Source organism: Wansuia hejianensis (assembly GCF_014337215.1).
Taxonomy (GTDB): domain Bacteria; phylum Bacillota; class Clostridia; order Lachnospirales; family Lachnospiraceae; genus Scatomonas; species Scatomonas hejianensis.
The window spans coordinates 2064661-2091649 of record NZ_CP060635.1 but is presented as its reverse complement, the minus strand read 5'-3'; the positions used below and the strand labels follow the sequence as shown (position 1 = coordinate 2091649).

The window sequence follows — 26989 nt, the reverse complement described above, 5'->3', positions numbered from 1 at the left end:
GAGACGGGAGGCGGAGAAAATGAGACTGAAGAAGGTTCAGGATAAGCTGAAGGAAAAGGGGAGCAGTTTTACATATGTGGAAGAAGACGGCTGTGGCAGCATTGATTTTGAGCACAGAGGCCTTTCTTACCATATCTGGGAATTCGCCGACGAGGCAGAGCCCTGCGGGGTGGAAACGAACATACGGAATGCGGGCCGCACGGAAGAAATAGAAGGGGACTATGAGAACATTCTTCTGGAAGCCCTGGAGGATCTGAACTGAGATCCTGATCCATGCGATGGGGAATATAAAGAAAGCAGGGGGAAAAAATGCAGAAGATACTGATTGTGGAAGATGACGAGAGCATTGCCAGAATGCTGGAAGCAACGCTGGAAATGGCAAAATATGAATGCAGGATCTGCTGTGACGGCAGCCTGGCGCCGGAGGAAATCCGGTCCGGCAGATATGACCTGGTGCTGCTGGATGTGATGCTGCCGGGGCTGGATGGTTTTCAGATACTGGAGCAGGTCCAGGATATGGACACTCCGGTCATTTTTTTGACGGCGCGTGAGAACGTGATGGACAAAGTGAAGGGACTTCGGATGGGTGCTGAAGATTATGTGGTCAAGCCTTTTGAACCTATGGAGCTTCTGGCCAGGATGGAAGTAGTCCTGCGCAGGAGGAATAAAGGACGGTCCCTGTATACCTATGAAGATATCGAAGTGGATGTGGACAGCCATCTGGCGAAAAAAGGAGGGGCGGAGATTGCGCTGACGCCCAAGGAATTTGATGTGCTGGTATTTTTCCTGCAGCATCAGGATATCGCTGTAACAAGGGAACAACTGCTGTCTTCAGTCTGGGGCTATGAATTTGAAGGCGAGAGCAGGACTGTGGACATCCATGTGCAGCAGCTGCGGAGAAAAATGTGCCTTCAGGGAAGGCTGGTGACAATCCCGAAGCTGGGATACCGTCTGGAAAGCAGGTAAAGTATGAAGCTGTGGCAGAGAATTTTTTTCTCTTCCTTTATTTTGATCATACTGGCTATCGATATCACGATGGCGGTAACGCTGAACATGAACTTCAGGACAACGGTGGAAAGGGAGACAAACCGGGCTGCCCTTCAGAATGCGTATTATGCGGAAAACCTGCGGAGTCAGGTAGTATACAGAAGATTAAAAGACAACAGGCTGAGGCTTCCGGCAGATCAGGTAAAGGAATTGGTAGAGAACATGGTAAAAGGCCAGACGGCAGGAAAGGATACACTTGTGGTATGCCAGCCGGACGGACAGTCCATCGGAGAGGTGAAGATGGGGGCAGCCGGCCTTTTAACCGGGGAATTTAAGACGAGGGTTGTAGAGGAAAATCAGATGCTGTCACTGATCCGTGAAAGCGACAGCAAGAGTTACATATTAATCGGCGCTCCGGCAGAGCTGGAGGCGGAAACCTACTATATTTATACGATTTCCGATATCAGCGATATATATAAAAGCCTGGAACAGCAGCTGCGCTTTGCACAGCTGGCCAGTCTTATATTCGCCGTGTTGATCGGCGGCATCCAGATTCTGGTGGTTAACCGGCTGCTCAACCCGCTGAACAGGATTAACCGCGCCCTTCGCAGGATTGCCGGCGGGGATTATACGCTGCGGCTTCCGGACTACAGAAGCCCGGAGTTCAGTGAGCTGGCCAGGAACATTAACCGGATGAGCGCGTCTATTGAGAAAAATGTGGACGAAGTGCAGGGGCTGGCGGATGAACGCCAGAGATTTGTGGATAATTTTGCCCATGAGATGAAGACGCCCCTGACCTCCATCATGGGATTTGCGGACCTTATGCGGATTCAGAAGGATATGGGAGAAAAGAAACGGCGGGAATATTCCGGGATTATTGTGGAGCAAACGAAGCGGCTTCAGTCTCTTTCCTCAAAGATGCTGCAGCTGTCATCCCTGAAGCATGTGTCTCTGGACCTGCAGAAGACGGAAGTCAACCGGCTGTTTTATGACGTGTATAAAACGGTCCTTCCCCTCATGACTTCCCGGAGGATCCATCTGAAAATCGAACCCTGTAAGGGAGAGGTGCTGGTGGACAGAGACCTGTTTGAATTATTGCTTTCCAACCTGCTTGACAACGCAGGAAAAGCATCGGCGGAGGGAAAGACGGTCAGAATGTGGGCAGAGCCAGAGGAAGGGATCTGGAAATTCCATGTGCAGGATCAGGGAGTCGGCATGTCGGAGGATGATATCCGCCATGTGATGGAGCCTTTTTATATGGTGGACAAATCCAGATCCCGTAAAAGCGGCGGAGTCGGACTGGGGTTGTCGCTCTGTGCACGGATTGTGGAACTCCATCGGGGCACCCTGGAGATATCGAGCAGTCCCGGAGAGGGAACCTGTGTGACTGTGATACTGGAGGAGAGGAAAGGCGGGGATATCATTGAAGAGATGGAATAAAGCAGTGAGATGGATGATCCCCGCGGCGCTGGCAGTCTGCGTGATATTGCTGAGCTGGGGCCTGCAGTGGATGGTGCCGGATTACAAGGACAAAATTCGTGTGGTGGAATATGATTCCAATGCGATGATTTCCATTGCGGAGCAGGAGGATGAGATAGAGCTGTATCCCTGGAACCTGTTTCAGGAAGAAGATTGCGTCAGCATGTACGAGCTGGAGGAACAAGGTGAAATATTTCCTGAAGAGGGAGTGGCGTTTCTGTACAATGCAGTTGAGCTCCTCTACAAGATGGGCTATGTCACAGACATTAGTGAGTCATTAGATTCGTTCATGAATTATATGCTGTACGACACGATACAGTACCGTATTTATATCAAGGAGCTTCCCATCCATTCTGAGTTAGGGGAAGGTAAGCTGAATATGGCCTGGAGCTGGGCAGGGCTTGAATTCCTTGAACTGTCCTCGGGGGACGGCCATGAAATATCCGGCGAAGATTCGGAGCTGATTAAACAGGAGCTGGAAAAGCGTCTGGATGAGTTCCGGCAGATAAGATATGGAGCTTCTGAGAGCAACGCCGGAGAATACAGGACAAATCAGGAATGGTACGTCGGAGCAGTTCAAACAGAAGGGTATGATGATACATTATGGACCGCGGTCTCAGAATGGGACAATGACGATGGGGTATTTCAGAGCTTTTTTGAGCTAATGTCGTTGTTGGGCGAAATCAGCGGGACGGATACCACGTATTTTTTAGATATGGCTGTATATAACTATCCCTGTGAGATCATCCCGTATCAGGGTAAATTTTTGATGGTATTTTCCGGTGAAACGGAAGGTCTTGAAGTGATACTGATTTACGACCCTTCCTGGGGACGCATCAGTGGATGCAGCTTTCGCTATTGATTTTGCATTTTCTTTGCATTTTTATGAAGATTTTATGTACTCCTCTGTGAGAGAATATAGAAGCAGGGAAAAAGAGTTCCCGGATATCATTCGACGCAGAAATCAGGCAGCCACTTATAATGCTGCGTTAAGGGGAGTATAAGTAATGAAGAAAGCATGGATAGCAGTACTGATACTTGCGGCATTGGCTGTGGCCGAGAAGGGTATGAACTGGAACTCTAATTCCCCGATATTTTGTACAGGCAGGCAGCAGCAGCGTGAAAGCTATGAAGAAAGCACCATGCTGTTACAATACTGGGGGATCGTAATGACGGCGGACGAGCTGGCGGACCGGTGCGGTCCGGGACAGGAGATTGATAACCGCCGGTGTGGCAGCCGTGCGGCGGCGTCAGAATGTGTAATGGAAAGGTTTCTGGAACAGAATACGGTTCCCGGCAGGCCGCATCTGTCTGTCAGGAATATGACCGGCATGAAGCTTGCCGAGATTTACGGCAAATATATACGCAGGGGAATCCCGGTGATGATCTGGAGCGAGTTTGAAGAGACGGCAGTTTGCCGGATGATGATAGGCGGCGATTCGGATTGCTATTTTTTTAGCGATCCGGACGCAGTACAGGGTATGATAAGGTATTCAAAGGCGGAAATGAAAGCGGCCTATGAAAAGCTGGGAAGGCAGGCTGTGGCCTTGATACCGGAAAATAATGAAATTTGAGGTGATACGTATGAAACGCAGAATAGGGGAGTATCTGCAGCTTCTGGCTGAAGCAGGATACGTGACAAAAAGTGAGCTTTACCATTCAGGGATGAAGCGGGTGGAAGGCCTTACCTATGAGTCAGGCAAAGCCGGACCCGGTACTTTATTCGTGTGTAAAGGCGCTTCATTCCGCAGAGAATATCTGGAGGAGGCTGTGGAACGGGGAGCGGTCTGCTATGTGAGCGAACAGGATTATGGGCTGAAACAGGTGCCCTGCATTCTGGTCAGAAATATCAGAGAAGTCATGCCGCTGCTGGCAGAGAGCTTTTATCAGGTTCCGCCGGGGGCGCTCCGCTATATCGGTGTCACCGGTACGAAGGGAAAGACGACTACGACGTATTATATCAGAGGGATTCTGGATGAGTATATGAAAAGGAGCGGGGGCAGGAATATTGCCTATCTGACCTCTGTAGAGACGTACGACGGGGCGGAGCGGGAGGCTTCCAGTATCACAACGCCGGAGTCTTTTGAGCTGTACCGGCACTTTCGCAATGCTCATGATGCGGGAATTACATATTTGGCCATGGAGGTATCCAGCCAGGCTTTAAAATATAAAAGGGTTCAGGGAATCAAGTTTGATGTGGGGATTTTCCTGAACATATCTGAAGATCATATAAGCCCTGCGGAACACAGGAATTTTGAAGATTATTTTCAGTCCAAGCTGAAGCTGTTCCGTCAGGTGAGGACGGCAATCGTGAACCTGGATGCCCAGCACAGCGGCAGGATACTGAGAGCGGCCTCCTGCGCAGAAAGGGTGCTGACCTTTGGAAAAACGCCGGAGGCTGATATCTATGGACATGATATCACAGTGGAAAATGGAAAAGTTACTTTTACTGTGAGCTGTGACCGGTTCGAGCAACAGTTCACACTGGCGATGCATGGGATTTTCAACGTGGAAAATGCACTGGCTGCCATTGCGGCTGCCTATGCGGCGGGGATTGGCGCAGAAGAAATGAAGCAGGGCCTGGAACAGGTCACGGTGGACGGACGCATGGAGGAATACACCAGCAGAGACAGGAACGTGAAAGCGATTGTAGATTATGCTCACAATGGGCTGAGCTTTGAGAAAATCTTCGATTCCGTGAAGCTGGAATTTCCGGATTACAAGGTGGTGTCCGTATTCGGCTGCCCGGGAGGAAAGGCGCTGAACCGCCGGAGAGATATGGGAATCATAGCGGGACGGGCTTGCAGTAAAGTATATTTATCGGCAGACGATCCCGGCACTGAGAGAGTGCAGGATATATCCAGGGAAATCGGGCGTTACATGGAAGCCACAGGCTGTCCGTACGAATGTATACCGGACAGGGAAGAGGCGATACGTAAAGCCATCGCTGAGGCCGAAGAAAATACGGTCATCCTGGTGCTGGGTAAGGGGAGTGAGAACAGCCAGAAAATCGGGCACATACGCCGTTTTTACAAATCGGATTCAGAAATTGTGAAAGAATGCATGGAAAAATGGGCCAGCGGAACCTAAAGCCCCTGACCGGATATTCCAGACTATGACAAAAATAATAATAATGATCCACAGGATCACTAGAAGAGGCATGCCGATGACAAATCTGGCATGCCTCGTTTTGTGGCGGAAAAGATACATGCCCAGAAGACATCCTGCGGCTCCGCCCAGGATTGCGATGAGAAAAAGGCGGGCCTCAGGTATGCGGAAGCGGTGTTTCACGGCGCGTTTTTTGTCTGAGTGAAAAATCAGCAGTCCGGCAAGATTGACGGCCAGCAGGTAAATGAAAAATATTCCAGCGTACATAACAGCTCCTTGTTGACAAAGTATCATTTATTCTTCATAATGTTTTAAGCGGGACCAGTAAACGGATGTCTGGATCTATCTCATTATAGAGGAATGTATCCGGATTTGCAAATAACGGTTCGGCATAAGATGACGGTGACAGTGTAGGGGATCAGGAGGGAGAAGATATGGATGACGATTTAATGATCCTGACCGATGAAGACGGATCAGAGAGACAGTTTGAGCTTCTGGACGTGATTGAACACAGAGGAGAAGAATATGTGGTGCTTTATCCTGCCGACGGGGGCGATGAAGAGCAGGTGCATATACTGAGAGTTACGGCGGAGGATCTGGATGCCGGAGAGGCTCAGTATGAAGGGATAGATGATCCGGAACTGATTGAGGCCATTTATCAGTTATTCCGGAAGCGCAATGGTCTTTGAAGGAGGTCAGGCCTGCCGGAAAGGGCTGTAGCGGGAGAGGAGAACATACATGGAGAGACAGTGGCCGCTGGCTGTGATTTTCGATATGGATGGTCTGATGTTCGGCACAGAGCAGCAGATTCAGAGAGCGTGGGACGCAGTAGGCCCAGAGTTCGCAGGAGAGCCTATGGGATACAATATCTATCAGACGATGGGCATGAACCGGACACTGAGAGTCCGGTACTTCAAGGAGAAGTACGGGGAAGACTTTCCTTTTGACAGCTTCGAACAGGCTTACCGTCTTCAGGTGAGAGAATATATCAGACGTGAGGGCGTTCCCATAAAGCCCGGCCTGCTTCCCTTACTGGAGCTGTTAAGGCGGGAGGGCATCCCTGCGGTGGTGGCCACGGGGTCCAGCAGGGTACATGCGATGGAGAATCTGGAGAGGGCGGCTGTGCTGGATTATTTTCAGTTTGTCATTGCGGGAGATATGGTCAGATATGCGAAGCCAGATCCGGAGATCTACCGTGTAACCTGCGAAAAGTTGGGGATCAGGCCGGAGGAGGCGCTAGTTTTGGAAGATTCCTGGAACGGAGTAAAGTCCTCTTATGCGGCGGGGGTTCCGGTCATATTGGTGCCGGACCTGCAGAAAGATTCCAGTCCGGTCAGAGGGCAGTATTATCAGAAAATGGAGTCTTTGACAGAAGTGGCGGAGTGGCTGTGCCGGCTGAGGTATCCGGAAGTGTATGATGCGGCAGCTGTACCGGACGTTCAGAAGGAAACATGATGGAAGATAAAAGGATATGGGGGACAGAATGATGACAGTAGTAAAATATTCAGGAAGGCCGGAAGATACAGAAGGGCGTCTGCCGAGAGAAATGGCAGTCTACGAACTGCTGGACCGGCTTCAGGTGCCATATGAAAGAGTGGATCATCCGGCAGTCCCGACCATAGAAGCCTGCCAGGAAATCGACGAAGTCCTGGGAATCCAGATCTGCAAGAATCTGTTTCTCTGCAATGCGCAGAAAACCAGTTTCTACCTGCTGTTAATGCCCGGACACAAGAAATTCAAAACGAAAGACCTCTCAAAGCAGATTCATTCTGCCAGACTTTCTTTCGCGGGAGAAGAATACATGGAGGAGTATCTGAACATACTGCCTGGTGCTGTGAGTATTATGGGCCTGATGAATGACAGGGAGAACAGAGTACAGCTGCTGATTGACAGGCAGGTCATAGAAGAAGAATATCTGGGCTGCCACCCCTGTGTGAATACCTCCAGCCTGAAAATTTTGATGAAAGATATACTGGAGAAATATCTGCCGGAGGTACATCACGAATATACAGTTGTGGAGCTGCCGCAGGAGTGAGCGGCGGCAGGGAAAGTGAGGGGAAATAAATGGACAGCCTGATACTGCTGCAGCAGATGCTTGTTCTGTGCGCCATGATGGCAATTGGTTTTGCCGCATTTAAGGCAAAGATACTGAATCAGGGAGGATATCAGAACATCGCATCGATGATCGTGAAAATTCTGAACCCGTTTATCATCGTATCAGGGGTTTTGAGCAAAAAAAGCGATATATCGGGAGAAGCAGTATGGCAGAATCTGATTCTGGTTTTCGTGCTGTATGGTATGTTGACCGCAGTCAGCTATTTATATGTGAAGATCCGGAGGTTTCCCAAAAGGGAACAGCGAATGTATCAGTTGATGCTGATATTTTCCAATGTGGGCTTCATGGGCATTCCTCTGGTAAGGGCGATGTATGGAAATGAATATGTGATTTTTGTCGCTTTTTATATTCTGGGGTATAACGTACTGGCCTATACATATGGAATCTATCTGGCCTCCGGCATGTCAGACCGGGCGGTAAAGTTTGATATCCGCAAGCTTCTAAATCCGGGGACAATCGCCAGTGTGACGGCCATCCTGATTTTTGCATTCAAGATCCCCGTCAGCGCGCCGGTGGCCAGCCTCTGTGAATACATGGGAAACGCGGCAATTCCTCTTTCCATGATGATGATCGGCGTCTCATTGGCCCGGCTGGATCTGAAAAGGGCTTTTCAGGGCGCGGAGAACTATATTTTCCTCATGGTAAAGATGCTTGCGATTCCCATCCTGGCTGTCCTGATTGTACGCCAGCTTCCCTTCAATACCAGAATTTTGGGTATCTTTTGTATCACAGCATCCATGCCGGTTGGAGGTATGGTCGGTATGATGGCTGAAGAATATGGAGGAAACGGAGAAGGAGAGGAATGTAATAAAGCGATTGCCATGACGACTATCCTCTCTGCCGTGACGGTTCCTCTCGTTTCACTTTTTTTCTGACAGCAACAGAAAAGCTCCCGCAGGGATATTTCCCGTGGGAGCTATATATTTGCTAAATCAATGAGCTGAATGATTAAATGTCCGTGCACCTCCCTTCGAACCGACACCGCAAACGTTACTTCTACAGTTAACTCGGCCCAGGCGCCCTCACGGCACACGAAAGGTTCCACTTAGTGCTGCTACATTCCTGTCCTGACACGGTTCATGGATTTCCGTTGCGTAAGACCCAAACGTCAACGCCACTTATAAAAGGCAGCTATGCAATGAAAAAGTCCTCAGTTCGGCATCACCCCTGCTGTAGCGGATTGCAGGTACAGGGCACCGCTATCTCCCCAGCTGCACGGACTCTAAAAGTATAACTTGTTTAAAAAGAAAAGTCAATGGGTGAAAAGTAGTATTCCTCTGTCTTGTGAGTGGTGAGAACATGCCGGGCCCGGCATTGAAAGGGAAGGTGCGCCATTCATCAGAGAACCGTATTTTTTCTTGTGGTTTCTTTTAAAATGGGCTATAATAAATAAGACAAAGCACCAGAAATGGAATCTGCACCCACAGGGCACCCCGCAATACATGCCCTGCCGGGCGGGGAAACAGCTTACGCTGTTCCACAAAGTATACTCCAGAGTATACCGAAACTCATGCCCCTGACGGGGCCGGGGAACAGCTTCGCTGTTCCACAAAGTATATATTGAAGAGGATGGGTGTGTTGTATGAAGAGAATAGGATTACTGACCAGCGGCGGAGATTGTCAAGCGCTGAACGCGACGATGCGCGGCGTGGTGAAAGGCCTTGCGAATAATGTGGATGAGCTGGAAGTATACGGTTTTATGAACGGCTATAAAGGGCTGATCTACGGAGATTACCGCATGCTGTCCGCGAAAGATTTTTCAGGGATTTTGACACGTGGCGGCACTATTCTGGGGACTTCCCGGCAGCCGTTTAAGCTGATGCGCGTGCCGGATGACAAAGGGCTTGATAAGGTGGAGGCCATGAAGCAGACGTACTATAAGCTTCGCCTGGACTGTCTGGTGATCCTGGGCGGGAATGGGACCCAGAAAACGGCCAATCTGCTCCGGGAGGAGGGGCTGAATGTCCTTCATCTGCCAAAGACGATTGACAATGATATCTACGGGACTGATATGACGTTTGGCTTTTACAGCGCGGTGAATATAGCGACGGAGGCTATTGACTGTATTCATACCACGGCCTCTTCCCATAACAGAGTGTTTATTGTAGAAGTCATGGGACATAAAGTGGGCTGGCTGACTCTGTATGCGGGAATTGCCGGTGGAGCCGATATCATTCTGATCCCGGAAATACCTTATGATATCAATCAGGTAGTGGAGGCTATTAATACCCGCGTTGCGAGAGGGAGCGGTTTTACGATCCTGGCGGTGGCGGAGGGCGCCGTGTCCAAAGAGATAGCTGCTCTGCCCAAGAAGGAGCAGAAGAAAAAGATGGAGGAGATAGCCAAAAAGTATCCGTCTATTTCCTATAAGATTTCTGAGGATATTGAACAGCAGACTGGCATGGAAATCCGTGTGACAGTGCCAGGGCACACGCAGAGAGGCGGCAGCCCATGTCCTTATGACAGGGTTCTTTCCACACGGATCGGCTCTGAGGCCGCCCAGTTGATCATGGACGAGCAGTACGGGTACATGGTGGGCATTATCAACGGCAAAATCAAGAAGGTGCCCCTTGCAGAATGTGCGGGCAAATTAAAGTCGGTCAGCCCCAATTCTCAGGAGGTAATGGCTGCCAAACGGATGGGTATCAGTTTTGGCGATTAAGCAGTTAAGAATAGGAGCGATTTCATGAGCTATACTGCTCTTTACCGGAAATTCCGGCCTGCTACTTTTGAAGAGGTAAAAGGTCAGGATCACATCGTTACAACATTAAAGAATCAGATACAGGCCGGCCGGATCGGGCATGCGTACCTGTTTTGCGGGACCCGTGGAACCGGAAAGACCACGGTTGCCAAGATCCTCGCCAAGGCCGTGAACTGTGAGCATCCCCTGGACGGCAGCCCTTGCAATGAATGCTCCTCCTGTCAGGCCATACAAGCCGGAACCTCCACGAATGTGATTGAGATAGACGCGGCTTCCAATAATGGCGTAGACAATATCCGGGAGATCCGTGAGGAGGTTTCATACCGTCCGACTCAGGGCAGGTATAAGGTGTATATCATCGATGAGGTGCATATGCTGTCTACGGGAGCGTTTAACGCATTGCTGAAGACACTGGAGGAACCGCCGGAATATGTGATCTTTATTCTGGCCACCACGGAGGTGAATAAGATCCCCGTGACGATCCTCTCCAGATGCCAACGGTATGACTTCAAGAGGATCACCATCGATACCATCGCCGGAAGACTGATGGAACTGATGCAGAAGGAGGGCGTAGAGGCAGAGGAGCGGGCGGTCCGGTATGTGGCCAAGGCGGCAGACGGTTCCATGCGTGACGCATTGAGCCTATTAGATCAGTGCATCGCTTTTTATCTGGGGGAATCGCTGACCTACGATAAGGTTCTCAATGTGCTGGGAACAGTCGACACCGAAGTTTTCAGCCAGCTGCTGCGCCGGGTGATCGTACAGGACGCGGCGGGAAGCATACGGATCCTGGAGGAACTGGTGGTAAAGGGGAAGGAAATGGGGCAATTTGTCAATGACTTCACCTGGTATATGCGTAATCTGATGCTGGTAAGCAGTTCGGATCATCTTGAGGACGTCTTGGATGTTTCTACAGAGAATCTGAAGCAGCTCCGGGAAGAAAGCACGATGATTGACAGCGATACGCTGATGCGCTATATCCGTATCTTTTCGGAGCTCTCCGGTCAGATCCGTTATTCCGCTCAGAAGAGGATTCTGGTGGAAATCGCTTTAATACGCCTGTGCCGGCCGCAGATGGAGACCAGCCTGGATTCTGTTCTGGACCGGATTCGCGCGCTGGAAGTAAAAGCGGAGCAGGGAGTTTGGAATGCCGCCCCTGCGCAGCCCGGAGGTACACGTGCAGTTGAGGCGGAGGAAGCGGAGGAGCAGGCGCCGCCTGTGATTCAGAAGGCAGCTCCGGAGGATCTGCGGAGGATCCGGGGTGAATGGCGAAGAATCATCGGCCAGACGACTCAGCCGCTGAAGAATTACCTTCAGGGATCGGTTCCCAAATATGACAGCGAGACAGGGGATTCCCGGCTATTTGTAGAATTTTCTGACCGGACCGCCCATCTCTATGTGAACCGTCCGGAGAAGATAGAGGAAATTAAGGCAGCTATCCGAACAGTGATCGGATGCGAGGCCCAGGTAGAGGTCGTGTTGGCAGATCGGGAAGGCCGCAGAGGCCTGGCTGAGATACCGGTGGAAGAGATCATCAAAGAGGAGATTCACATGCCTGTGGTGGAGGAGGATGAGCCTGAACAAGAATTTTAGCGAGGTATCCGCCAGAACAAGTAAGAATTTCGTAAGTATATAGAATAACAGGAGGATAGACACATGGGAAGAAAGGGAGGATTTCCCGGCGGCATGGGAATGCCGGGAAATATGAATAATCTGATGAAGCAGGCGCAGCGCATGCAGCGTCAGATGGAAGAGAGCCAGAAGGAGCTGGAGGAAAAAGAATTCACCGCATCGGCCGGAGGCGGGGCGGTGGAAGTGACGGTGACCGGTAAGCGTGAGGTCACGAAGGTTCACCTGAAGGAAGAAGTGGTGGATCCGGAAGATATCGAGATGCTGGAGGATCTGATCGTAGCGGCTACCAATGAGGCGCTCCGCAAGGTCGAGGAAGAGACTGCGTCGTCCATGTCTAAGCTGACCGGAGGAATGGGCGGACTGGGAGGCTTGGGAGGCCTGAATCTCTGATGGAGTATTACAGCAGCCATATCAGCAAGCTGATCGAAGAACTGGGAAGGCTTCCGGGGATCGGGCCGAAGTCTGCCCAGCGGCTTGCGTTTCATATTGTGAACATGCCCGAAGACCAGGTAGAGCAGCTTTCAGGAGCCATACGCGGGGCAAAGGCGAATGTGCGTTACTGCAAGATCTGTTATACTCTGACAGATCAGGAGGTCTGCCCAATCTGCAACAACCCGTCCAGGAATCAGAAGCAGATCATGGTGGTAGAGAACTCCAGGGACCTCGCGGCCTATGAAAAGACGGAGAAATATGACGGCGTTTACCATGTGCTGCACGGGGCGATTTCCCCTATGCTGGGTATCGGCCCTGACGATATCAAGTTGAAGGAACTGATGCAGCGCCTTCAGGGAGAGGTGGAGGAAGTGATTATTGCCACCAATTCCAGCCTGGAGGGTGAGACAACAGCCATGTACATCAGTAAGCTGATTAAACCGACGGGAATCAAAGTGAGCAGGATCGCCAGCGGGGTACCGGTCGGAGGAGACCTGGAATATATAGACGAAGTGACACTGCTGCGGGCTTTGGAAGGCCGTGTGGAATTGTAAAGACAGAGGACAGGACAATGGGAAAAAGAAAGATTACATCATCAGATGTGGCCAGGGTCTCCGGCGTTTCGCAGGCCACTGTTTCCATGATTTTAAACCAGAAAAATAATGTTTCTTTTACCCGTGAGACCAGGGAAAAGGTGGAAGAGGCTGCCAGGGAACTGGGCTATCAGATACCCCGGCGCCGTACCTGTAAGGACGGAAAATCCCGGAAGCTGATCGTAGTATTTTGTCCGACACTCACGAATCCTTATTACGTCATGCTGCTTCAGGGAATCGAACAGGTTGCCAAGGAGAAAGGGTATGGCGTTTTTGTGTGCAATACCCAGCGCGATCTGAAGATTGAAGACAACTATCTGAAAATGATGCGGTCTGTGCAGCCCCTGGGCATCATTTATACTTGTAACCCTAGCCTTTGCTTTCAGGAGCAGGTCCGGGAGATGGCAGAAAAGATACCGCTGGTAGTAATCAATAACCGGGAAGATCTGATGGAGATCGATGCGGTGGAGCTCAATAACGCCAAGCCGGGACGTCTGATGGCCAGGCATCTGCTGGATCTGGGGCACCGCCATGTGGCATTTGTATCACCGCCGCTTTCTTCCAGGCAGGGACAGCGCCAGAAGAGGATTAAGGGCTTCATCAGAGAATATGAGGAGGCAGGGCTGAAAGCCAATGTGATCGTGAAGTCGGCCGGAGCCGATATGGATGTTCAGATACCCAGCATGGATTCAGAGTATAAGATGGGGTATCATTTGACGCGGGAGCTTTTGCGGGAGCATCCGGAGCTGACGGCAATTGCGGGAATGAATGATATGATCGCTTTTGGGATTATGGACGCCTGTCTGGAAGCGAGACTGAAGGTTCCGGCGGATGTGTCTGTCATAGGCTGCGATAATACTGTGTTTTCAGGTTTCCGCTCTATATCGCTGACGACGATCGACCACTTCGTATCTCTCAAAGGCCGGGATGCCTGTGAGATTATTCTCAAGAAAATCGATTCCCAGAAAAAGTATCAGAACGGAGGCGAACCGGTCAGTATTTACCATGTGGAATATGAGCCAAAGCTGATCGTCCGCACAAGCACTTCTTACGCGCGGACAAGTCATCCAAAGACAAAAAAATAAATAACCAGAAGAATTTTATTAATAATAATTTTGGATGAATTTTAGAAGAAGAATAAAATTTAAAGTTTGGAAACTGATTTTGAGTGTAGAAACACGTTAGATCAATTAATAAAATCGAATATATTAATTAAAAATAGAATTAATAAAAAGTGGATTGCTTGACCGAATCCAGAATTAAGGTATACTGATAGTAAGTGAAAAAATAATCATACGGGAGGTATTAACTAATGAAGTTTTTTGTAGACACAGCCAATGTAGAAGATATTAAAAAGGCAAACGATATGGGCGTTATCTGCGGAGTAACCACTAATCCATCCCTGATTGCCAAGGAAGGCCGCGATTTTAAAGAGGTAATCAAGGAGATAACAGATATTGTTGACGGGGCGATCAGCGGTGAAGTGAAAGCCACGACAGTCGACGCGGAAGGCATGATTAAGGAAGGCCGCGAAATTGCTGCAATACATAAAAATATGGTTGTTAAAATCCCCATGACTGTGGAAGGCCTAAAGGCAGTGAAAGTTCTTTCTTCTGAAGGAATCAAGACGAATGTGACCCTGATCTTTTCAGCGAACCAGGCTCTGCTGGCAGCACGGGCAGGAGCCACCTACGTATCTCCTTTCCTGGGCAGGCTGGATGACATCAATGTACGCGGAACAGATCTGATTGCTGAGATCGCGGAGATTTTTCAGGTGGCAGGGGATATCGATACCCAGATTATCGCGGCCAGCATCCGCAACCCGATCCATGTGACAGACTGTGCCCTGGCCGGCGCGCATATTGCGACTGTGCCCTATAAGGTAATTGAGCAGATGACGAAGCATCCGCTGACTGACGCCGGAATCGAGAAGTTCCAGGCAGATTATAAAGCAGTATTTGGTGAATAATCAGGAAAAGGAGAACTGACATGACCACATTAGAGCTTCAGAAGATCGCAAATGAAGTCCGTATTGGTATTGTATCAGCGGTTCATGCTGCCAAGGCAGGGCATCCGGGCGGTTCCTTATCCGCCGCTGATATTTTTACATATCTGTATTTTGAAGAGATGAATATTGATCCGAAAGACCCGAAGAAAGCAGACAGAGACCGCTTTGTGCTTTCCAAAGGACATACGGCCCCGGGACTTTACTCGGTGCTGGCGGAGAAAGGATATTTCCCCAAGGAAGACCTGCTGACGCTCCGGCATCTGGGCTCCTATCTTCAGGGACATCCCGACATGAAACATATTCCGGGTGTGGATATGTCCAGCGGTTCTCTGGGACAGGGGATTTCCGCTGCTGTGGGCATGGCGCTTTCAGCGAAATTGTATCAGGAAAACTACCGTGTTTACACTCTGCTGGGTGACGGAGAGATCCAGGAAGGCCAGGTATGGGAAGCCGCCATGTTCGCGGGCTCACGTAAGCTGGATAACCTGGTTGTTATTGTAGATAATAACGGCCTTCAGATCGATGGTGCAGTTGAAGAGGTATGTTCTCCCTATCCGATCGATAAGAAATTTGAGGCGTTTAATTTCCACGTGATCAATGTGGCGGACGGCAATGATTTTGTCCAGCTGCGCGCGGCCTTTGAAGAAGCCAGAGGTGTGACAGGCATGCCGGTTGCTATTATCGCCAAAACCATTAAAGGAAAAGGCGTATCCTTTATGGAGAATCAGGTGGGATGGCACGGCAAGGCTCCTAATGATGAGGAATATGCCGTTGCGATGGAAGATCTTAAGAAAGCAGGTGAAGCATTATGTCAGAAGTAAAGAAGATTGCCACACGGGACAGCTACGGCAATGCCCTTGTAGAGCTGGGCAAAGAGCATGATGATGTAGTGGTTCTGGATGCGGATCTGGCAGCAGCGACAAAGACAGGCACCTTTAAGAAAGCATTTCCGGAGCGTCATATTGACTGTGGGATCGCAGAATGTGATATGATGGGAATTGCGGCGGGAATTGCCACCACAGGCAGGGTTCCTTTTGCCAGCTCCTTTGCCATGTTCGCAGCAGGCCGCGCCTTTGAACAAGTACGCAACTCGATCGGATATCCCCACCTGAATGTGAAGATCGGAGCTACCCATGCAGGCATATCTGTCGGCGAGGATGGGGCGACCCATCAGTGCAACGAGGATATCGCCCTGATGAGAACCATACCGGGAATGGTAGTCATTAATCCGTCAGACGACGTGGAAGCAAAGGCGGCCGTTAAGGCAGCTTATGAGCACAACGGGCCGGTCTATCTCCGCTTCGGAAGGCTGGCGGCCCCGGTCATCAACGACAGACCGGATTACAAATTCGAGCTGGGAAAAGGAGTTATTCTGAGAGAGGGTAAGGATCTGACAATCATCGCCACAGGTCTGATGGTGTCCGAGGCACTTGAGGCTGCAGAGACTCTTGCCGCCGGGGGAATCGAAGCAAAAGTAATCAACATTCACACGATCAAGCCTTTGGATGAAGAGCTGGTTGTGACTGCTGCCAGGGAGACAGGGAAAGTAGTGACTGTGGAAGAGCATTCCGTGATCGGCGGACTGGGAAGCGCAGTTTGTGACGCGCTGTGTGCCAAGGCTCCAGTGCCGGTGCTGAAGATCGGTGTTCAGGATGTCTTTGGAGAGTCTGGCCCGGCTGTGAAGCTTCTGGAAAAATACGGGTTGACCGCCGCCGGAATCTGCAAGAGTGTGAAAGAATGGTATTGATGTAAACCGTATGAGAGATAATTAGTAATCTGATTTGCCGGCTTCGGAAGAGGCCGGCATTTTGGGTTCCGGCCTCCGGCTTTAGAATCCTCAGCTCAGTATGCGAAAAGACTTCCGGCTGCCTGACGTTTCATATCAGCGGCGAGAAGAATGCCCCGGGAAATTGTATCTGCCAGGCAGAGGATTCGTGTGAAATCAATGGACTGTAATTCGGCGTGGGATGCATTTTCAAAGCTGCTGACAATGCCGGTGATAAAGATATCCCCTACCTGCGGCAGCTCTTTCCCGGCGCCGGCGCCCGGGCGGATGGCCCCCCGCCCCACAGTGATGTGGTGCTGATGTCGGGAACAGCCTAAAGAGGCGTCAATCGCCACAGTCAGAGCGGCCGGGTGGCAGAGGGAGATATCCAGCAGATATTCATCCAGATTCATAGCATGTACCGGATGGTCCAGCGTACCGTACACAAAAAAATCCCGGTTCCTCTGCCGGGCCAGTTCCCTGCCGATCAGAGGCCCCAGACTGTCCCCAGTAATCCGGTCACTCCCAATACATAAAAAAACCAGCTCGTCCCAGTGAAAAGAAACCCTGCGCATGCAGTCCTGCAGCTTTCTGGCCAGAAGTGTGCTGGCGGTAGGATCTTCTGCGTTAATGTAAGAAACCTTCTGTTTTCTGACTCCGAACATGAGTATACCTTCCTTCACAGATTGTCCGTTCCCTTATAGGATATTCCGAAACAGGAAATTTAATACCTGAGAGGGAAATTTTTGCATGGCCGCGGCGGAGGGAGATTCCAAATTCCCTCCGCCGCAATTTGTTTTTAGCGGAAATTGTCGTGTAAAACCGTTGTTAACTGAGCAGAATCTGATAAATTTTGCGTTTCGGATATGATATTGTATGGGCTAAAGGGGTGATTTCATGATTGAGATTGTTTATAAGGAGGAGAAGAAGGAAGCAAACGGAAATCAAAGCTTTTTTCATCTGCCGAAGAACATTAGACAAATCGGGGAGTGTAAAGGCAGCCGGAAAATATACATGGAGGATTACGTCTACACCTTTTTGAGACGCATGGAAGAGAAAAACAGGGAGACCGGGAGAGCGGGAATCCTGCTGGGGAGGTATAACTGGATGGATGGCGTCTCGTACCTGTTCATCAAGAGCGCGCTGGAAATTGAAAACATGGAAGTGTCTCCGGAGCACATCAGTTTTACAGACCAGGTATGGACGGAAATCCACGATACGGTACAACAGTATTTCAAGGAACAGGAGATTTTGGGATGGTTCTTGAACCTACCGGAATACTCCATGGAGATCAATGAAGTTATCTTAAGAGCACATCTGAACCATTTCGGAGGGAACGATAAAGTTCTGTTCCTGATAGAACCCACAGAAAAAGAAGAAGCCTTTTTTTCTTATGACAGCAGCCGGTTAAAAAGAGAAAGCGGTTTTTATGTCTATTACGAAAAAAATGTTGAAATGCAGAACTACATGATCGACAAAAACAAGGATGAGTCCGTAGACGACCAAAAAGAGGTTCCGGACAAGGCTGTCAAAGACTTCAGAAAGCTGACAACGAAAAAGCTGGAGGAAAAGGAAAAAAGGTCAAGCCATTCCCTGTTGTACGGTGTTACGGCCTGCGTAGCGGCTGCGTCGTTGGCGCTGGCATTTACTTATACGGATGGCGGGGAAAAAATCAAGGAAATCTTCACGCGCTTTACCGTCCAATCAGAACAGGAGGAGCCGGAAGAGCCTAAGACTGTCTCAGCCAACGGCAGCTCTGTCCAGGCGGTGACCGGATCTCCCCCGACTGTGACGGCGACGCCGGAACTCACACAGACTCCGGAGGTTACAGACGCGGCAGGAACTGTGCAGAGCACCAGCAGAACCGGACAGGAAGAGCCTACGGCGGCTCCGACTGTGACAGAAGCACCTACGGTGACGCCTTCAGTGACGGTTACACCGTCCGCATCACCCTCTCCCTCAGGAGCAGATGCTAAAGAAACGGCTGTTCAAGGCAGGGAATATATTGTGCAGAAAGGGGATACGCTGACTAAAATCAGTGAGCAATATTATGGGAATCTTCAGCGCATCGCGGATATCTGCGCTGCCAATGGCATCACCCAGGATGACATAATTTTTCCCGGGCAAAAAATAGTACTCCCCCAATAAGAAAAAGTGTGGTATGCTAAGAACAAATGTTGTGAGCACATAAGGATAAAGGGTTATTTATGATAGAAATTGAAGGAAACGGTACGCCAAAAGATACAGGTGAAGAAAAAGAATATTTAACAGAAGATGAAATCTTTGCAGAAGAGCCTGAATTCTTGAAGACTAAATTGGAGCCGGCGGAAGAAGAGAATGGCAGTCAATTCTTGCAGCCATCGGAAGATAAAGGCGTCAGCCAAGCTTTGCAGCCATCGGAAGATGAGGGTGTCAGTCAATTCTTGCAGCCATCGGAAGATGAGGATGTCAGTCAATCCTTGCAGCCATCGGAAGATGAGGATGTCAGTCAATCCTGGGCGCCATTGGAAGAAGGCGGCAGGCAGAACCGGAAACTGACAGAAGAAGAACCTGTCAGGCCGTCCGGGAAACCTGCGGGTGCGGATGGACGTCATGTTCCGATGCCGGATGGGGGCTATGCGGAAGAAGCGTCATATCGGGCAAGGGGAGATTTAGGAACAGAGAAGGCAAGCCCGAAGAACCGATTGGAAGAGATTGAGATTCCGGAAGTCATGCTGGAGGCGGCAATGACTCAGGAACAACCGGCACGCAGGGATATGAAAAGCAAGAGGAAAAAACTCCCTGAGAAGAAGCAGAGGGATGAGGGGGTTGTACACAGCCTCAAGGAATATAAGGACAAGCTTTCTTCATATAGGACGAAAAAATGGATTCGATATGCGGTGATCGCGCTGCTGGTGCTCGTGATTGTGCTGGTAGTATCCACAACAGTCCGGAACTGGAAATATACTTCCTATTCAGTTCTGGTTACGGATACGAAGGAAGACACATTATCCTTTGAATACTGCAGTGTAGGTGAACGCATTTTAAAATACGGTGTAGACAGTGCAACTATGACAGACAGAAATAATAATACGATCTGGAATGTTTCATATACGATGCAGTCTCCAGCGGTTGCGGTATGTGGGAGCACAATTGCGATTTACGATAAAAATGGAACTAATATCTGCATTTGTGACGAAACAGGGCAGATAGGTACTGTCTCTGCCAACATGCCGATTGTCAAAGCGACTGTGGCCAGGCAGGGAGTTGTGGCGGCGATTATGGAAGACGGGGACAATACCTGGATTCAATACTATGATAAATCTGGTTCCAATATCTCGACCATTAAGACAACCATTGATTCGCCGGGCTATCCGATGGATCTGAGCCTGTCGGACGACGGCATGCTGCTGGCTGTTTCCTATCTTTATTTTGAGAATGGAACGCCCAAGACCCGGATCTATTTTTATAACTTCGGGAGTGTGGGTCAGAACCAGATGGACAACCGGGTCAGCGGATACGAATACAGTGATACAATCATCCCGCAGTTAGAATATCTGGACAGCAGCACGTGTGTGGCATTCCGGGAGGATGGATTCACGATTTTCGGAGGAGCGCAGATACCGGAGGAGCGTAAGGAGATCACGGTCGATCAGGAGATCGTGAGCACCTTTTATGATGAGTCGCATATCGGGCTTGTCCTGAATAATGAGGATTCGGAGAAAGCTTTCCAGCTGATAGTCTATAATAAGAATGGCAGAGAAATCTTACGCGAGGATACGGATTTTGCTTATCAGGAAATAGAACTGGTTGGAAATCAGATAGTCATGTATAATAAATCAGCTTTCTGCGTATATAATTTGTCAGGGATAGAAAAATTCAACGGCAGTCTCAACGACTTGCCACGGCAGTTTTTCTCAATTGGACAAAACAGGTTTGTGCTGATCACCGAAGACAGCTTTAATCTGATCAAACTTGGCTAATGACTGAACAGGAGGCATCATGACTAGCTGGTTGACTTACATTATAATAGCAGTAATCATACTATCCGTATTCTTTGGATGGCGAAATGGTTTTGTGAGAACGCTGATGGCTATGGTTTCCTGGATCTTAGTGATTCTTCTGGCAGGTTGGATGAATCCTTATGTCAGCGGCTTCCTGAGGAAGAATACCTCTATTGAAACGTATTTAACGGACAAGTGTACTGCATTTTTGGAAGATCATTTTGAAAGCGGGGATTCTCCGGGAGCGGAAGAGCAAAACAACTGGATTGAAAGCTTGACAGTTCCAGAATCTCTTAAGAATGCTCTGAAGGAAAACAATAACGAACAGGCATATCAAACCTTAGGGGTATCTGGCTTCAGCGATTATGTGGGCAAGTATCTGGCTCACGGCATAACTAACGGAATCGCGTTTCTGCTGGCTGTTTTTCTGGCAGCTCTGCTGGTCAGGCTGATCGGCCACGCGCTGAACCTTCTGGCCTGGCTGCCGGGGATCGGGTTCCTGAATCATCTGGGCGGCGCGATTTTTGGAGTTGCACGAGGCGTACTCTGGATGTGGTTGTTTTTTATCCTGATTACGGTGTTTGCGGACACAAGCTGGGGGAGTGCCTGCATGAGAGAGGTGGGAAGGGATACTTTGCTCAATTATCTGTACAGCCATAATTATCTGATGAATATTATTTTGAATATTGTTGGTATGTGATTAAGCAGGTAATTTTCCTATAATGGATGTGTATTGAAATGCCAAAATTTTTGTGGCAGAACCGTCAAAAAAAATTGATGCAAGGTCTTGACTTTATAAGTAAATAATGGTATATTAAAAGTCCACCGAATAAAGAACGGTGGACTTTTTACGGGGAATTAACAAGCACTGTAAAAAAGTTAAAAAAAGTGTTGACAAAGCAAAGCAGCTGTGGTATTCTTAATAAGCTGTCGCGTGAGACATCAGCACAGCAATGCAGAGAACCTTGATAACTGAACAGTAAAACACATCCTCGAAAATTCAAAAAGATATGATATATTCTTGAATGATCGAAAGATCCTTAAAAGCAGTAAAAATGGATGGATTAGCTAGTAGTTAATCCTGACAAAGGAACAACTTTTTAGAGAGTTTGATCCTGGCTCAGGATGAACGCTGGCGGCGTGCTTAACACATGCAAGTCGAGCGAAGCACCCGGACGGATTTCTTCGGATTGAAGGCCGGGCGACTGAGCGGCGGACGGGTGAGTAACGCGTGGGTAACCTGCCTCATACAGGGGGATAACAGTTAGAAATGACTGCTAATACCGCATAAGCGCACGAAGGCGCATGCCTTTGTGTGAAAAACTCCGGTGGTATGAGATGGACCCGCGTTAGATTAGCCAGTTGGCAGGGTAACGGCCTACCAAAGCGACGATCTATAGCCGGCCTGAGAGGGCGACCGGCCACATTGGGACTGAGACACGGCCCAAACTCCTACGGGAGGCAGCAGTGGGGAATATTGCACAATGGGGGAAACCCTGATGCAGCGACGCCGCGTGAGCGAAGAAGTATTTCGGTATGTAAAGCTCTATCAGCAGGGAAGAAAATGACGGTACCTGACTAAGAAGCCCCGGCTAACTACGTGCCAGCAGCCGCGGTAATACGTAGGGGGCAAGCGTTATCCGGATTTACTGGGTGTAAAGGGAGCGTAGACGGCTCTGCAAGTCTGGAGTGAAAACCCGGGGCTCAACCCTGGGACTGCTTTGGAAACTGTGGAGCTTGAGTACCGGAGGGGTAAGCGGAATTCCTAGTGTAGCGGTGAAATGCGTAGATATTAGGAGGAACACCAGTGGCGAAGGCGGCTTACTGGACGGTAACTGACGTTGAGGCTCGAAAGCGTGGGGAGCAAACAGGATTAGATACCCTGGTAGTCCACGCCGTAAACGATGAATACTAGGTGTCGGGAGGCAAAGCCTTTCGGTGCCGCCGCAAACGCATTAAGTATTCCACCTGGGGAGTACGTTCGCAAGAATGAAACTCAAAGGAATTGACGGGGACCCGCACAAGCGGTGGAGCATGTGGTTTAATTCGAAGCAACGCGAAGAACCTTACCAAGTCTTGACATCCCTCTGACCGGCCCGTAACGGGGCCTTCCCTACGGGGCAGAGGAGACAGGTGGTGCATGGTTGTCGTCAGCTCGTGTCGTGAGATGTTGGGTTAAGTCCCGCAACGAGCGCAACCCTTATCCTTAGTAGCCAGCAGGTAGAGCTGGGCACTCTAGGGAGACTGCCAGGGACAACCTGGAGGAAGGTGGGGATGACGTCAAATCATCATGCCCCTTATGATTTGGGCTACACACGTGCTACAATGGCGTAAACAAAGGGAAGCGAGAGGGCGACCTTTAGCGAATCTCAAAAATAACGTCCCAGTTCGGACTGTAGTCTGCAACCCGACTACACGAAGCTGGAATCGCTAGTAATCGCGAATCAGAATGTCGCGGTGAATACGTTCCCGGGTCTTGTACACACCGCCCGTCACACCATGGGAGTTAGTAATGCCCGAAGCCTGTGACCCAACCGAAAGGAGGGAGCAGTCGAAGGCAGGACTGATAACTGGGGTGAAGTCGTAACAAGGTAGCCGTATCGGAAGGTGCGGCTGGATCACCTCCTTTCTAAGGAAGAAGAAGTAGAGGAAGTGTTTTACTGTTGAGTTATGAAGGACTCAGAAGCTTCCGGTGGCGATACGCTTAGGGGACACACCCGTACCCATCCCGAACACGAAGGTTAAGACTTAAGCGGCCGATGGTACTGCACTGGAGACGGTGTGGGAGAGCAGGTGGCTGCCGGATCCCTTTTAAAAAAGAAGCGAAAGCTTTTCAGATAGAGAGCTGGTTTTACCAGTGATTTAAGAATAGGAAAGATCCTGTTCTTAAATGACTGATAAACACAGTCAGCAGACGGGAACCTCATGAACCAATGGTTCAACCGCTCCCGTACAGACGTACCTTGAAAACTGCATACACAATAATCTATATCCAAGCGTAATAACGTAAAGAGATAGGAAAGACATCCGAGGCGTTACGAAAGTAACGTTATCAAACCAGAAGTCCAGGAGGCTGCGAAGGAGAGATCTGAGGCAGGCGACTGGCAGCCGCACCCTTTGCCAAAGGGGTGGGGAAAATGCAATTCATGAACGAGAAAACCCGGAAGCCCACGCTAGGGTGGAAGGGAGGCCGAAAGAAAAGGTCAAGCATGAAGGGCGCAGGGTGGATGCCTAGGCACTGAGAGCCGATGAAGGACGTGACAAGCTGCGAAAAGCTTCGGGGAGGAGCAAATATCCATAGATCCGGAGATATCCGAATGGGGAAACCCCTATGAGAAGACCTCATAGATCCATACGCCAATCCATAACGTATGGAGGGGAACCCGGGGAACTGAAACATCTAAGTACCCGGAGGAAGAGAAAGAAACATCGATTTCCTAAGTAGCGGCGAGCGAAAGGGAAGGAGCCCAAACCGTGATGCATGCATCGCGGGGTTGTGGACTGCCGCAAGGGATTGTGAATGATAGGGGAATGGTTTTGGGAAAGCCAGCCAGAGAGGGTGAAAGCCCCGTAGACGAAATCAGGAACAGCCCGGCAGGATCCAGAGTACCACGGGACACGGGAAACCCTGTGGGAAGCAGGGGGGACCACCCCCCAAGGCTAAATACTCCTCAGTGACCGATAGCGCATAGTACTGTGAAGGAAAGGTGAAAAGGACCCCGGGAGGGGAGTGAAAGAGAACCTGAAACCCTGTGTCTACAAGCTGTGGAACCACGATCATGCGTGGAACCGCGTACTTTTTGTAGAACGGTCCGGCGAGTTGCCGTCTCTGGCAAGGTTAAGCAGCAGAAGCTGCGGAGCCGAAGGGAAACCAAGTCTTAAGAGGGCGAAGGAGTCAGAGCAGGCAGACCCGAAACCGGGTGATCTACCCATGTCCAGGCTGAAGCTGCCGTAAGAGGTAGTGGAGGGCCGAACGCACATCCGTTGAAAAGGGTGGCGATGAGGTGTGGGTAGGGGAGAAATTCCAATCGAACCCGGAGATAGCTGGTTCTCCTCGAAATAGCTTTAGGGCTAGCCTCGGTCAAGATTTGCGGAGGTAGAGCACTGAATTCTTAAGGGGGCGTCAAAGCTTACCAAGAGATATCAAACTCCGAATGCCGCGTAATTGATGACCGGGAGTCAGACTGCACGAGATAAGTTGGGCAGTCAAAAGGGAAAGAGCCCAGACCTGCAGCTAAGGTCCCAAAGTGCGTGTTAAGTGGAAAAGGATGTGGGATTTCAAAGACAACCAGGATGTTGGCTCAGAAGCAGCCACACATTCAAAGAGTGCGTAATAGCTCACTGGTCGAGAGGTCCTGCGCCGAAAATGTCCGGGGCTGAAACACGACACCGAAGCTCAGGATGTTCCGAAAGGGGCATGGTAGAGGAGCATTGAAGGCGTAAAGAAGCAGTACCGTAAGGAGCTGTGGAATGCCTTGAAGAGAGAATGCCGGAATGAGTAGCGAGAGAGAGGTGAGAATCCTCTCGGCCGAATATCTAAGGTTTCCAGGGTAAAGCTGATCTGCCCTGGGTAAGTCGGGACCTAAGGCGAGGGCGAAAGCCGTAGCCGATGGACAGCAGGTTGAGATTCCTGCACTGCAGTAAAACAGAACTGTGGGGACGTATGTGGAAAGCACGGGCGCGGAGTGGAAAGCCGCGTGCAAGCGAGGTAGGTGGCCGGAAGGCAAATCCGCCGGCCAAGCCGAAGACGTGATGCGGACCGAAATATAGTAGGGAAGCGTGTGAGCCATGTACCAAGAAAAGCCGCTATTGCTTTTACTGTACCCGTACCGTAAACCGACACAGGTGGATGAGGAGAGAATCCTAAGGCCGACGGAAGAAGCATTGTTAAGGAACTCGGCAAAATGGCCCCGTAACTTCGGGAGAAGGGGTGCCTGCGAGAGCAGGCCGCAGAGAATAGGCTCAAGCAACTGTTTAGCAAAAACACAGGTCTATGCGAAACCGAAAGGTGAAGTATATGGGCTGACGCCTGCCCGGTGCTGGAAGGTTAAGAGGAGAGGTTAGCCGAACGGCGAAGCTTTGAATTTAAGCCCCAGTAAACGGCGGCCGTAACTATAACGGTCCTAAGGTAGCGAAATTCCTTGTCGGGTAAGTTCCGACCCGCACGAAAGGCGTAATGATTTGAGCGCTGTCTCGACAATGCATCCGGTGAAATTGAAGTACCAGTGAAGATGCTGGTTACCCGCGCCAGGACGGAAAGACCCCATGGAGCTTTACTCCAGTTTGGTACTGGGATTCGGTATTGCATGTACAGGATAGGTGGGAGGCTATGAAGCGGTGACGCCAGTTGCCGTGGAGCCAATGTTGGGATACCACCCTTGCAGTATTGGGTTTCTAACCTGCGCCCGTGAACCGGGCGGGGGACAATGCCAGACGGGGAGTTTGACTGGGGCGGTCGCCTCCGAAAGGGTATCGGAGGCGCCCAAAGGTTCCCTCAGGATGGTTGGAAACCATCCAGAGAGTGTAAAGGCAGAAGGGAGCTTGACTGCGACACCGACGGGTGGAGCAGGTACGAAAGTAGGGCTTAGTGATCCGGTGGTATTAAGTGGGAATGCCATCGCTCAACGGATAAAAGCTACCCTGGGGATAACAGGCTTATCACTCCCAAGAGTTCACATCGACGGAGTGGTTTGGCACCTCGATGTCGGCTCATCGCATCCTGGGGCTGTAGTAGGTCCCAAGGGTTGGGCTGTTCGCCCATTAAAGCGGTACGCGAGCTGGGTTCAGAACGTCGTGAGACAGTTCGGTCCCTATCCGGCGTGGGCGCAGGATATTTGAGAGGAGCTGTCCTTAGTACGAGAGGACCGGGATGGACGGACCGCTGGTGGACCTGTTGCAGCGCCAGCTGCATGGCAGGGTAGCCAAGTCCGGAAGGGATAAACGCTGAAGGCATCTAAGCGTGAAGCCCCCCTCAAGATGAGATATCCCATTCTAAGAAGAAGTAAGACCCCTTGAAGACGACGAGGTAGATAGGGCAGAGGTGGAAGCGCAGCAATGTGTGGAGCTGACTGTTACTAATCGGTCGAGGGCTTGACCAGAAGAAGGCAGGCGTTCAGAGAAAAGCAGGGGAAAAGATGAAAGATTGTGTATGCGGTTTTGAAGGTATGTCCTTCAATTTCATAACC

At 50.2% G+C, this 26989-nt stretch carries 23 protein-coding genes, 3 rRNA genes and 1 other RNA gene; 24 read left to right on the top strand and 3 right to left on the bottom strand.

Annotated features, from left to right (window positions below):
- Positions 1–19: 19 nt before the first annotated feature.
- The 6 genes from H9Q79_RS09685 (at position 20) to H9Q79_RS09660 (ending at position 5556) form a co-directional block, all read left to right on the top strand.
- Positions 20–262: a kinase gene (locus H9Q79_RS09685; RefSeq protein ID WP_118647426.1), complete on the top strand. Its 243-nt coding sequence runs from the start codon at positions 20–22 to the stop codon at positions 260–262.
- A 47-nt stretch (positions 263–309) separates the two neighbouring features.
- Positions 310–966 carry a response regulator transcription factor gene (locus H9Q79_RS09680; RefSeq protein ID WP_118647424.1) on the top strand — a complete coding sequence of 219 codons (657 nt, stop codon included), beginning with the start codon at positions 310–312 and terminating at the stop codon, positions 964–966.
- A 3-nt stretch (positions 967–969) separates the two neighbouring features.
- The gene (locus H9Q79_RS09675) at positions 970–2427 is read left to right on the top strand and encodes a sensor histidine kinase (RefSeq protein ID WP_118647422.1); all 1458 of its coding nucleotides are present in this window, start codon (positions 970–972) and stop codon (positions 2425–2427) included.
- Positions 2411–3328: a hypothetical protein gene (locus tag H9Q79_RS09670; protein ID WP_118647420.1), complete on the top strand. Its 918-nt coding sequence runs from the start codon at positions 2411–2413 to the stop codon at positions 3326–3328. The genes H9Q79_RS09675 and H9Q79_RS09670 overlap by 17 nt, the downstream gene beginning before the upstream one ends.
- 145 nt (positions 3329–3473) lie before the next feature.
- A complete protein-coding gene (locus H9Q79_RS09665) occupies positions 3474–4040 on the top strand; it encodes a C39 family peptidase (protein WP_118647418.1) in 567 nt (188 codons plus the stop codon).
- A 10-nt stretch (positions 4041–4050) separates the two neighbouring features.
- Positions 4051–5556, top strand: coding sequence for a Mur ligase family protein (locus H9Q79_RS09660; protein ID WP_118647458.1), 1506 nt, complete (start codon positions 4051–4053; stop codon positions 5554–5556).
- On the opposite strand, the gene H9Q79_RS18490 is transcribed toward H9Q79_RS09660, so the two are convergent.
- Positions 5509–5841 carry a DUF1294 domain-containing protein gene (locus H9Q79_RS18490; RefSeq protein WP_118647416.1) on the bottom strand — a complete coding sequence of 111 codons (333 nt, stop codon included), beginning with the start codon at positions 5839–5841 and terminating at the stop codon, positions 5509–5511. The two genes, H9Q79_RS09660 and H9Q79_RS18490, sit on opposite strands and share 48 nt — an antisense overlap.
- Positions 5842–6008: 167 nt before the next feature.
- Between H9Q79_RS18490 and H9Q79_RS09650 the strand changes: the two genes are divergently transcribed.
- From H9Q79_RS09650 to H9Q79_RS09635, 4 genes are read left to right on the top strand one after another with little or no spacing between them, the layout of a single operon-like run.
- A complete protein-coding gene (locus H9Q79_RS09650) occupies positions 6009–6263 on the top strand; it encodes a DUF1292 domain-containing protein (protein WP_118647414.1) in 255 nt (84 codons plus the stop codon).
- 49 nt (positions 6264–6312) lie between these two features.
- The gene (locus H9Q79_RS09645; protein ID WP_118647412.1) at positions 6313–7029 is read left to right on the top strand and encodes an HAD family hydrolase; all 717 of its coding nucleotides are present in this window, start codon (positions 6313–6315) and stop codon (positions 7027–7029) included.
- 31 nt (positions 7030–7060) lie between these two features.
- Positions 7061–7609 (top strand): prolyl-tRNA synthetase associated domain-containing protein, encoded by a 549-nt coding sequence (locus H9Q79_RS09640; protein ID WP_118647456.1) that lies wholly within the window; start codon positions 7061–7063, stop codon positions 7607–7609.
- Between the two features lie 29 nt (positions 7610–7638).
- Complete coding sequence (locus tag H9Q79_RS09635; protein WP_249328179.1) at positions 7639–8565, top strand: AEC family transporter; 927 nt, start codon at positions 7639–7641, stop codon at positions 8563–8565.
- An 81-nt stretch (positions 8566–8646) separates the two neighbouring features.
- On the opposite strand, the gene ffs is transcribed toward H9Q79_RS09635, so the two are convergent.
- Positions 8647–8909: signal recognition particle sRNA large type (gene ffs, locus H9Q79_RS09630), an RNA gene on the bottom strand.
- 363 nt (positions 8910–9272) lie between these two features.
- Between ffs and H9Q79_RS09625 the strand changes: the two genes are divergently transcribed.
- From H9Q79_RS09625 to H9Q79_RS09590, 8 genes are all read left to right on the top strand, one after another.
- On the top strand, positions 9273–10352 hold the full coding sequence (locus H9Q79_RS09625) for a 6-phosphofructokinase (RefSeq protein ID WP_118647406.1): 1080 nt from the start codon (positions 9273–9275) through the stop codon (positions 10350–10352).
- 24 nt (positions 10353–10376) lie between these two features.
- Positions 10377–11984: a DNA polymerase III subunit gamma/tau gene (gene dnaX / locus H9Q79_RS09620; RefSeq protein ID WP_118647404.1), complete on the top strand. Its 1608-nt coding sequence runs from the start codon at positions 10377–10379 to the stop codon at positions 11982–11984.
- 63 nt (positions 11985–12047) lie between these two features.
- Positions 12048–12413, top strand: coding sequence for a YbaB/EbfC family nucleoid-associated protein (locus tag H9Q79_RS09615; RefSeq protein ID WP_118647402.1), 366 nt, complete (start codon positions 12048–12050; stop codon positions 12411–12413).
- Positions 12413–13009, top strand: coding sequence for a recombination mediator RecR (gene recR / locus H9Q79_RS09610; protein ID WP_118647400.1), 597 nt, complete (start codon positions 12413–12415; stop codon positions 13007–13009). Before H9Q79_RS09615 ends, recR begins: the two co-directional genes overlap by 1 nt.
- Positions 13010–13026: 17 nt before the next feature.
- Positions 13027–14133: a LacI family DNA-binding transcriptional regulator gene (locus tag H9Q79_RS09605; RefSeq protein ID WP_118647398.1), complete on the top strand. Its 1107-nt coding sequence runs from the start codon at positions 13027–13029 to the stop codon at positions 14131–14133.
- Between the two features lie 227 nt (positions 14134–14360).
- Complete coding sequence (fsa, locus tag H9Q79_RS09600; protein WP_118647396.1) at positions 14361–15017, top strand: fructose-6-phosphate aldolase; 657 nt, start codon at positions 14361–14363, stop codon at positions 15015–15017.
- A gap of 20 nt (positions 15018–15037) precedes the next feature.
- Entirely contained in the window at positions 15038–15877 is an 840-nt protein-coding gene (locus tag H9Q79_RS09595; protein WP_118647394.1) for a transketolase, read from the top strand.
- Positions 15865–16803 (top strand): transketolase family protein, encoded by a 939-nt coding sequence (locus tag H9Q79_RS09590; RefSeq protein WP_118647392.1) that lies wholly within the window; start codon positions 15865–15867, stop codon positions 16801–16803. Before H9Q79_RS09595 ends, H9Q79_RS09590 begins: the two co-directional genes overlap by 13 nt.
- A gap of 95 nt (positions 16804–16898) precedes the next feature.
- Here H9Q79_RS09590 and yyaC read toward each other — a convergent pair whose 3' ends face one another.
- Positions 16899–17486: a spore protease YyaC gene (yyaC, locus tag H9Q79_RS09585; protein ID WP_249328178.1), complete on the bottom strand. Its 588-nt coding sequence runs from the start codon at positions 17484–17486 to the stop codon at positions 16899–16901.
- Positions 17487–17718: 232 nt separating this feature from the next.
- Here yyaC and H9Q79_RS09580 point away from each other — a divergent pair, with 232 nt between their 5' ends.
- From H9Q79_RS09580 to H9Q79_RS09555, 6 genes are all read left to right on the top strand, one after another.
- Positions 17719–18969: a LysM peptidoglycan-binding domain-containing protein gene (locus H9Q79_RS09580; RefSeq protein ID WP_118647388.1), complete on the top strand. Its 1251-nt coding sequence runs from the start codon at positions 17719–17721 to the stop codon at positions 18967–18969.
- 59 nt (positions 18970–19028) lie between these two features.
- Positions 19029–20783 (top strand): DUF5711 family protein, encoded by a 1755-nt coding sequence (locus tag H9Q79_RS09575; protein ID WP_118647386.1) that lies wholly within the window; start codon positions 19029–19031, stop codon positions 20781–20783.
- A gap of 19 nt (positions 20784–20802) precedes the next feature.
- Positions 20803–21504 (top strand): CvpA family protein, encoded by a 702-nt coding sequence (locus H9Q79_RS09570; RefSeq protein WP_118647384.1) that lies wholly within the window; start codon positions 20803–20805, stop codon positions 21502–21504.
- A gap of 397 nt (positions 21505–21901) precedes the next feature.
- Positions 21902–23433: ribosomal RNA gene (locus H9Q79_RS09565) — 16S ribosomal RNA — on the top strand.
- 59 nt (positions 23434–23492) lie between these two features.
- Positions 23493–23610, top strand: a 5S ribosomal RNA gene (gene rrf / locus H9Q79_RS09560).
- Positions 23611–24005: 395 nt separating this feature from the next.
- A 23S ribosomal RNA gene (locus H9Q79_RS09555) occupies positions 24006–26902 on the top strand.
- Together the 16S, 23S and 5S rRNA genes form the textbook arrangement of a ribosomal RNA operon.
- The last annotated feature ends 87 nt before the right edge of the window (positions 26903–26989 follow it).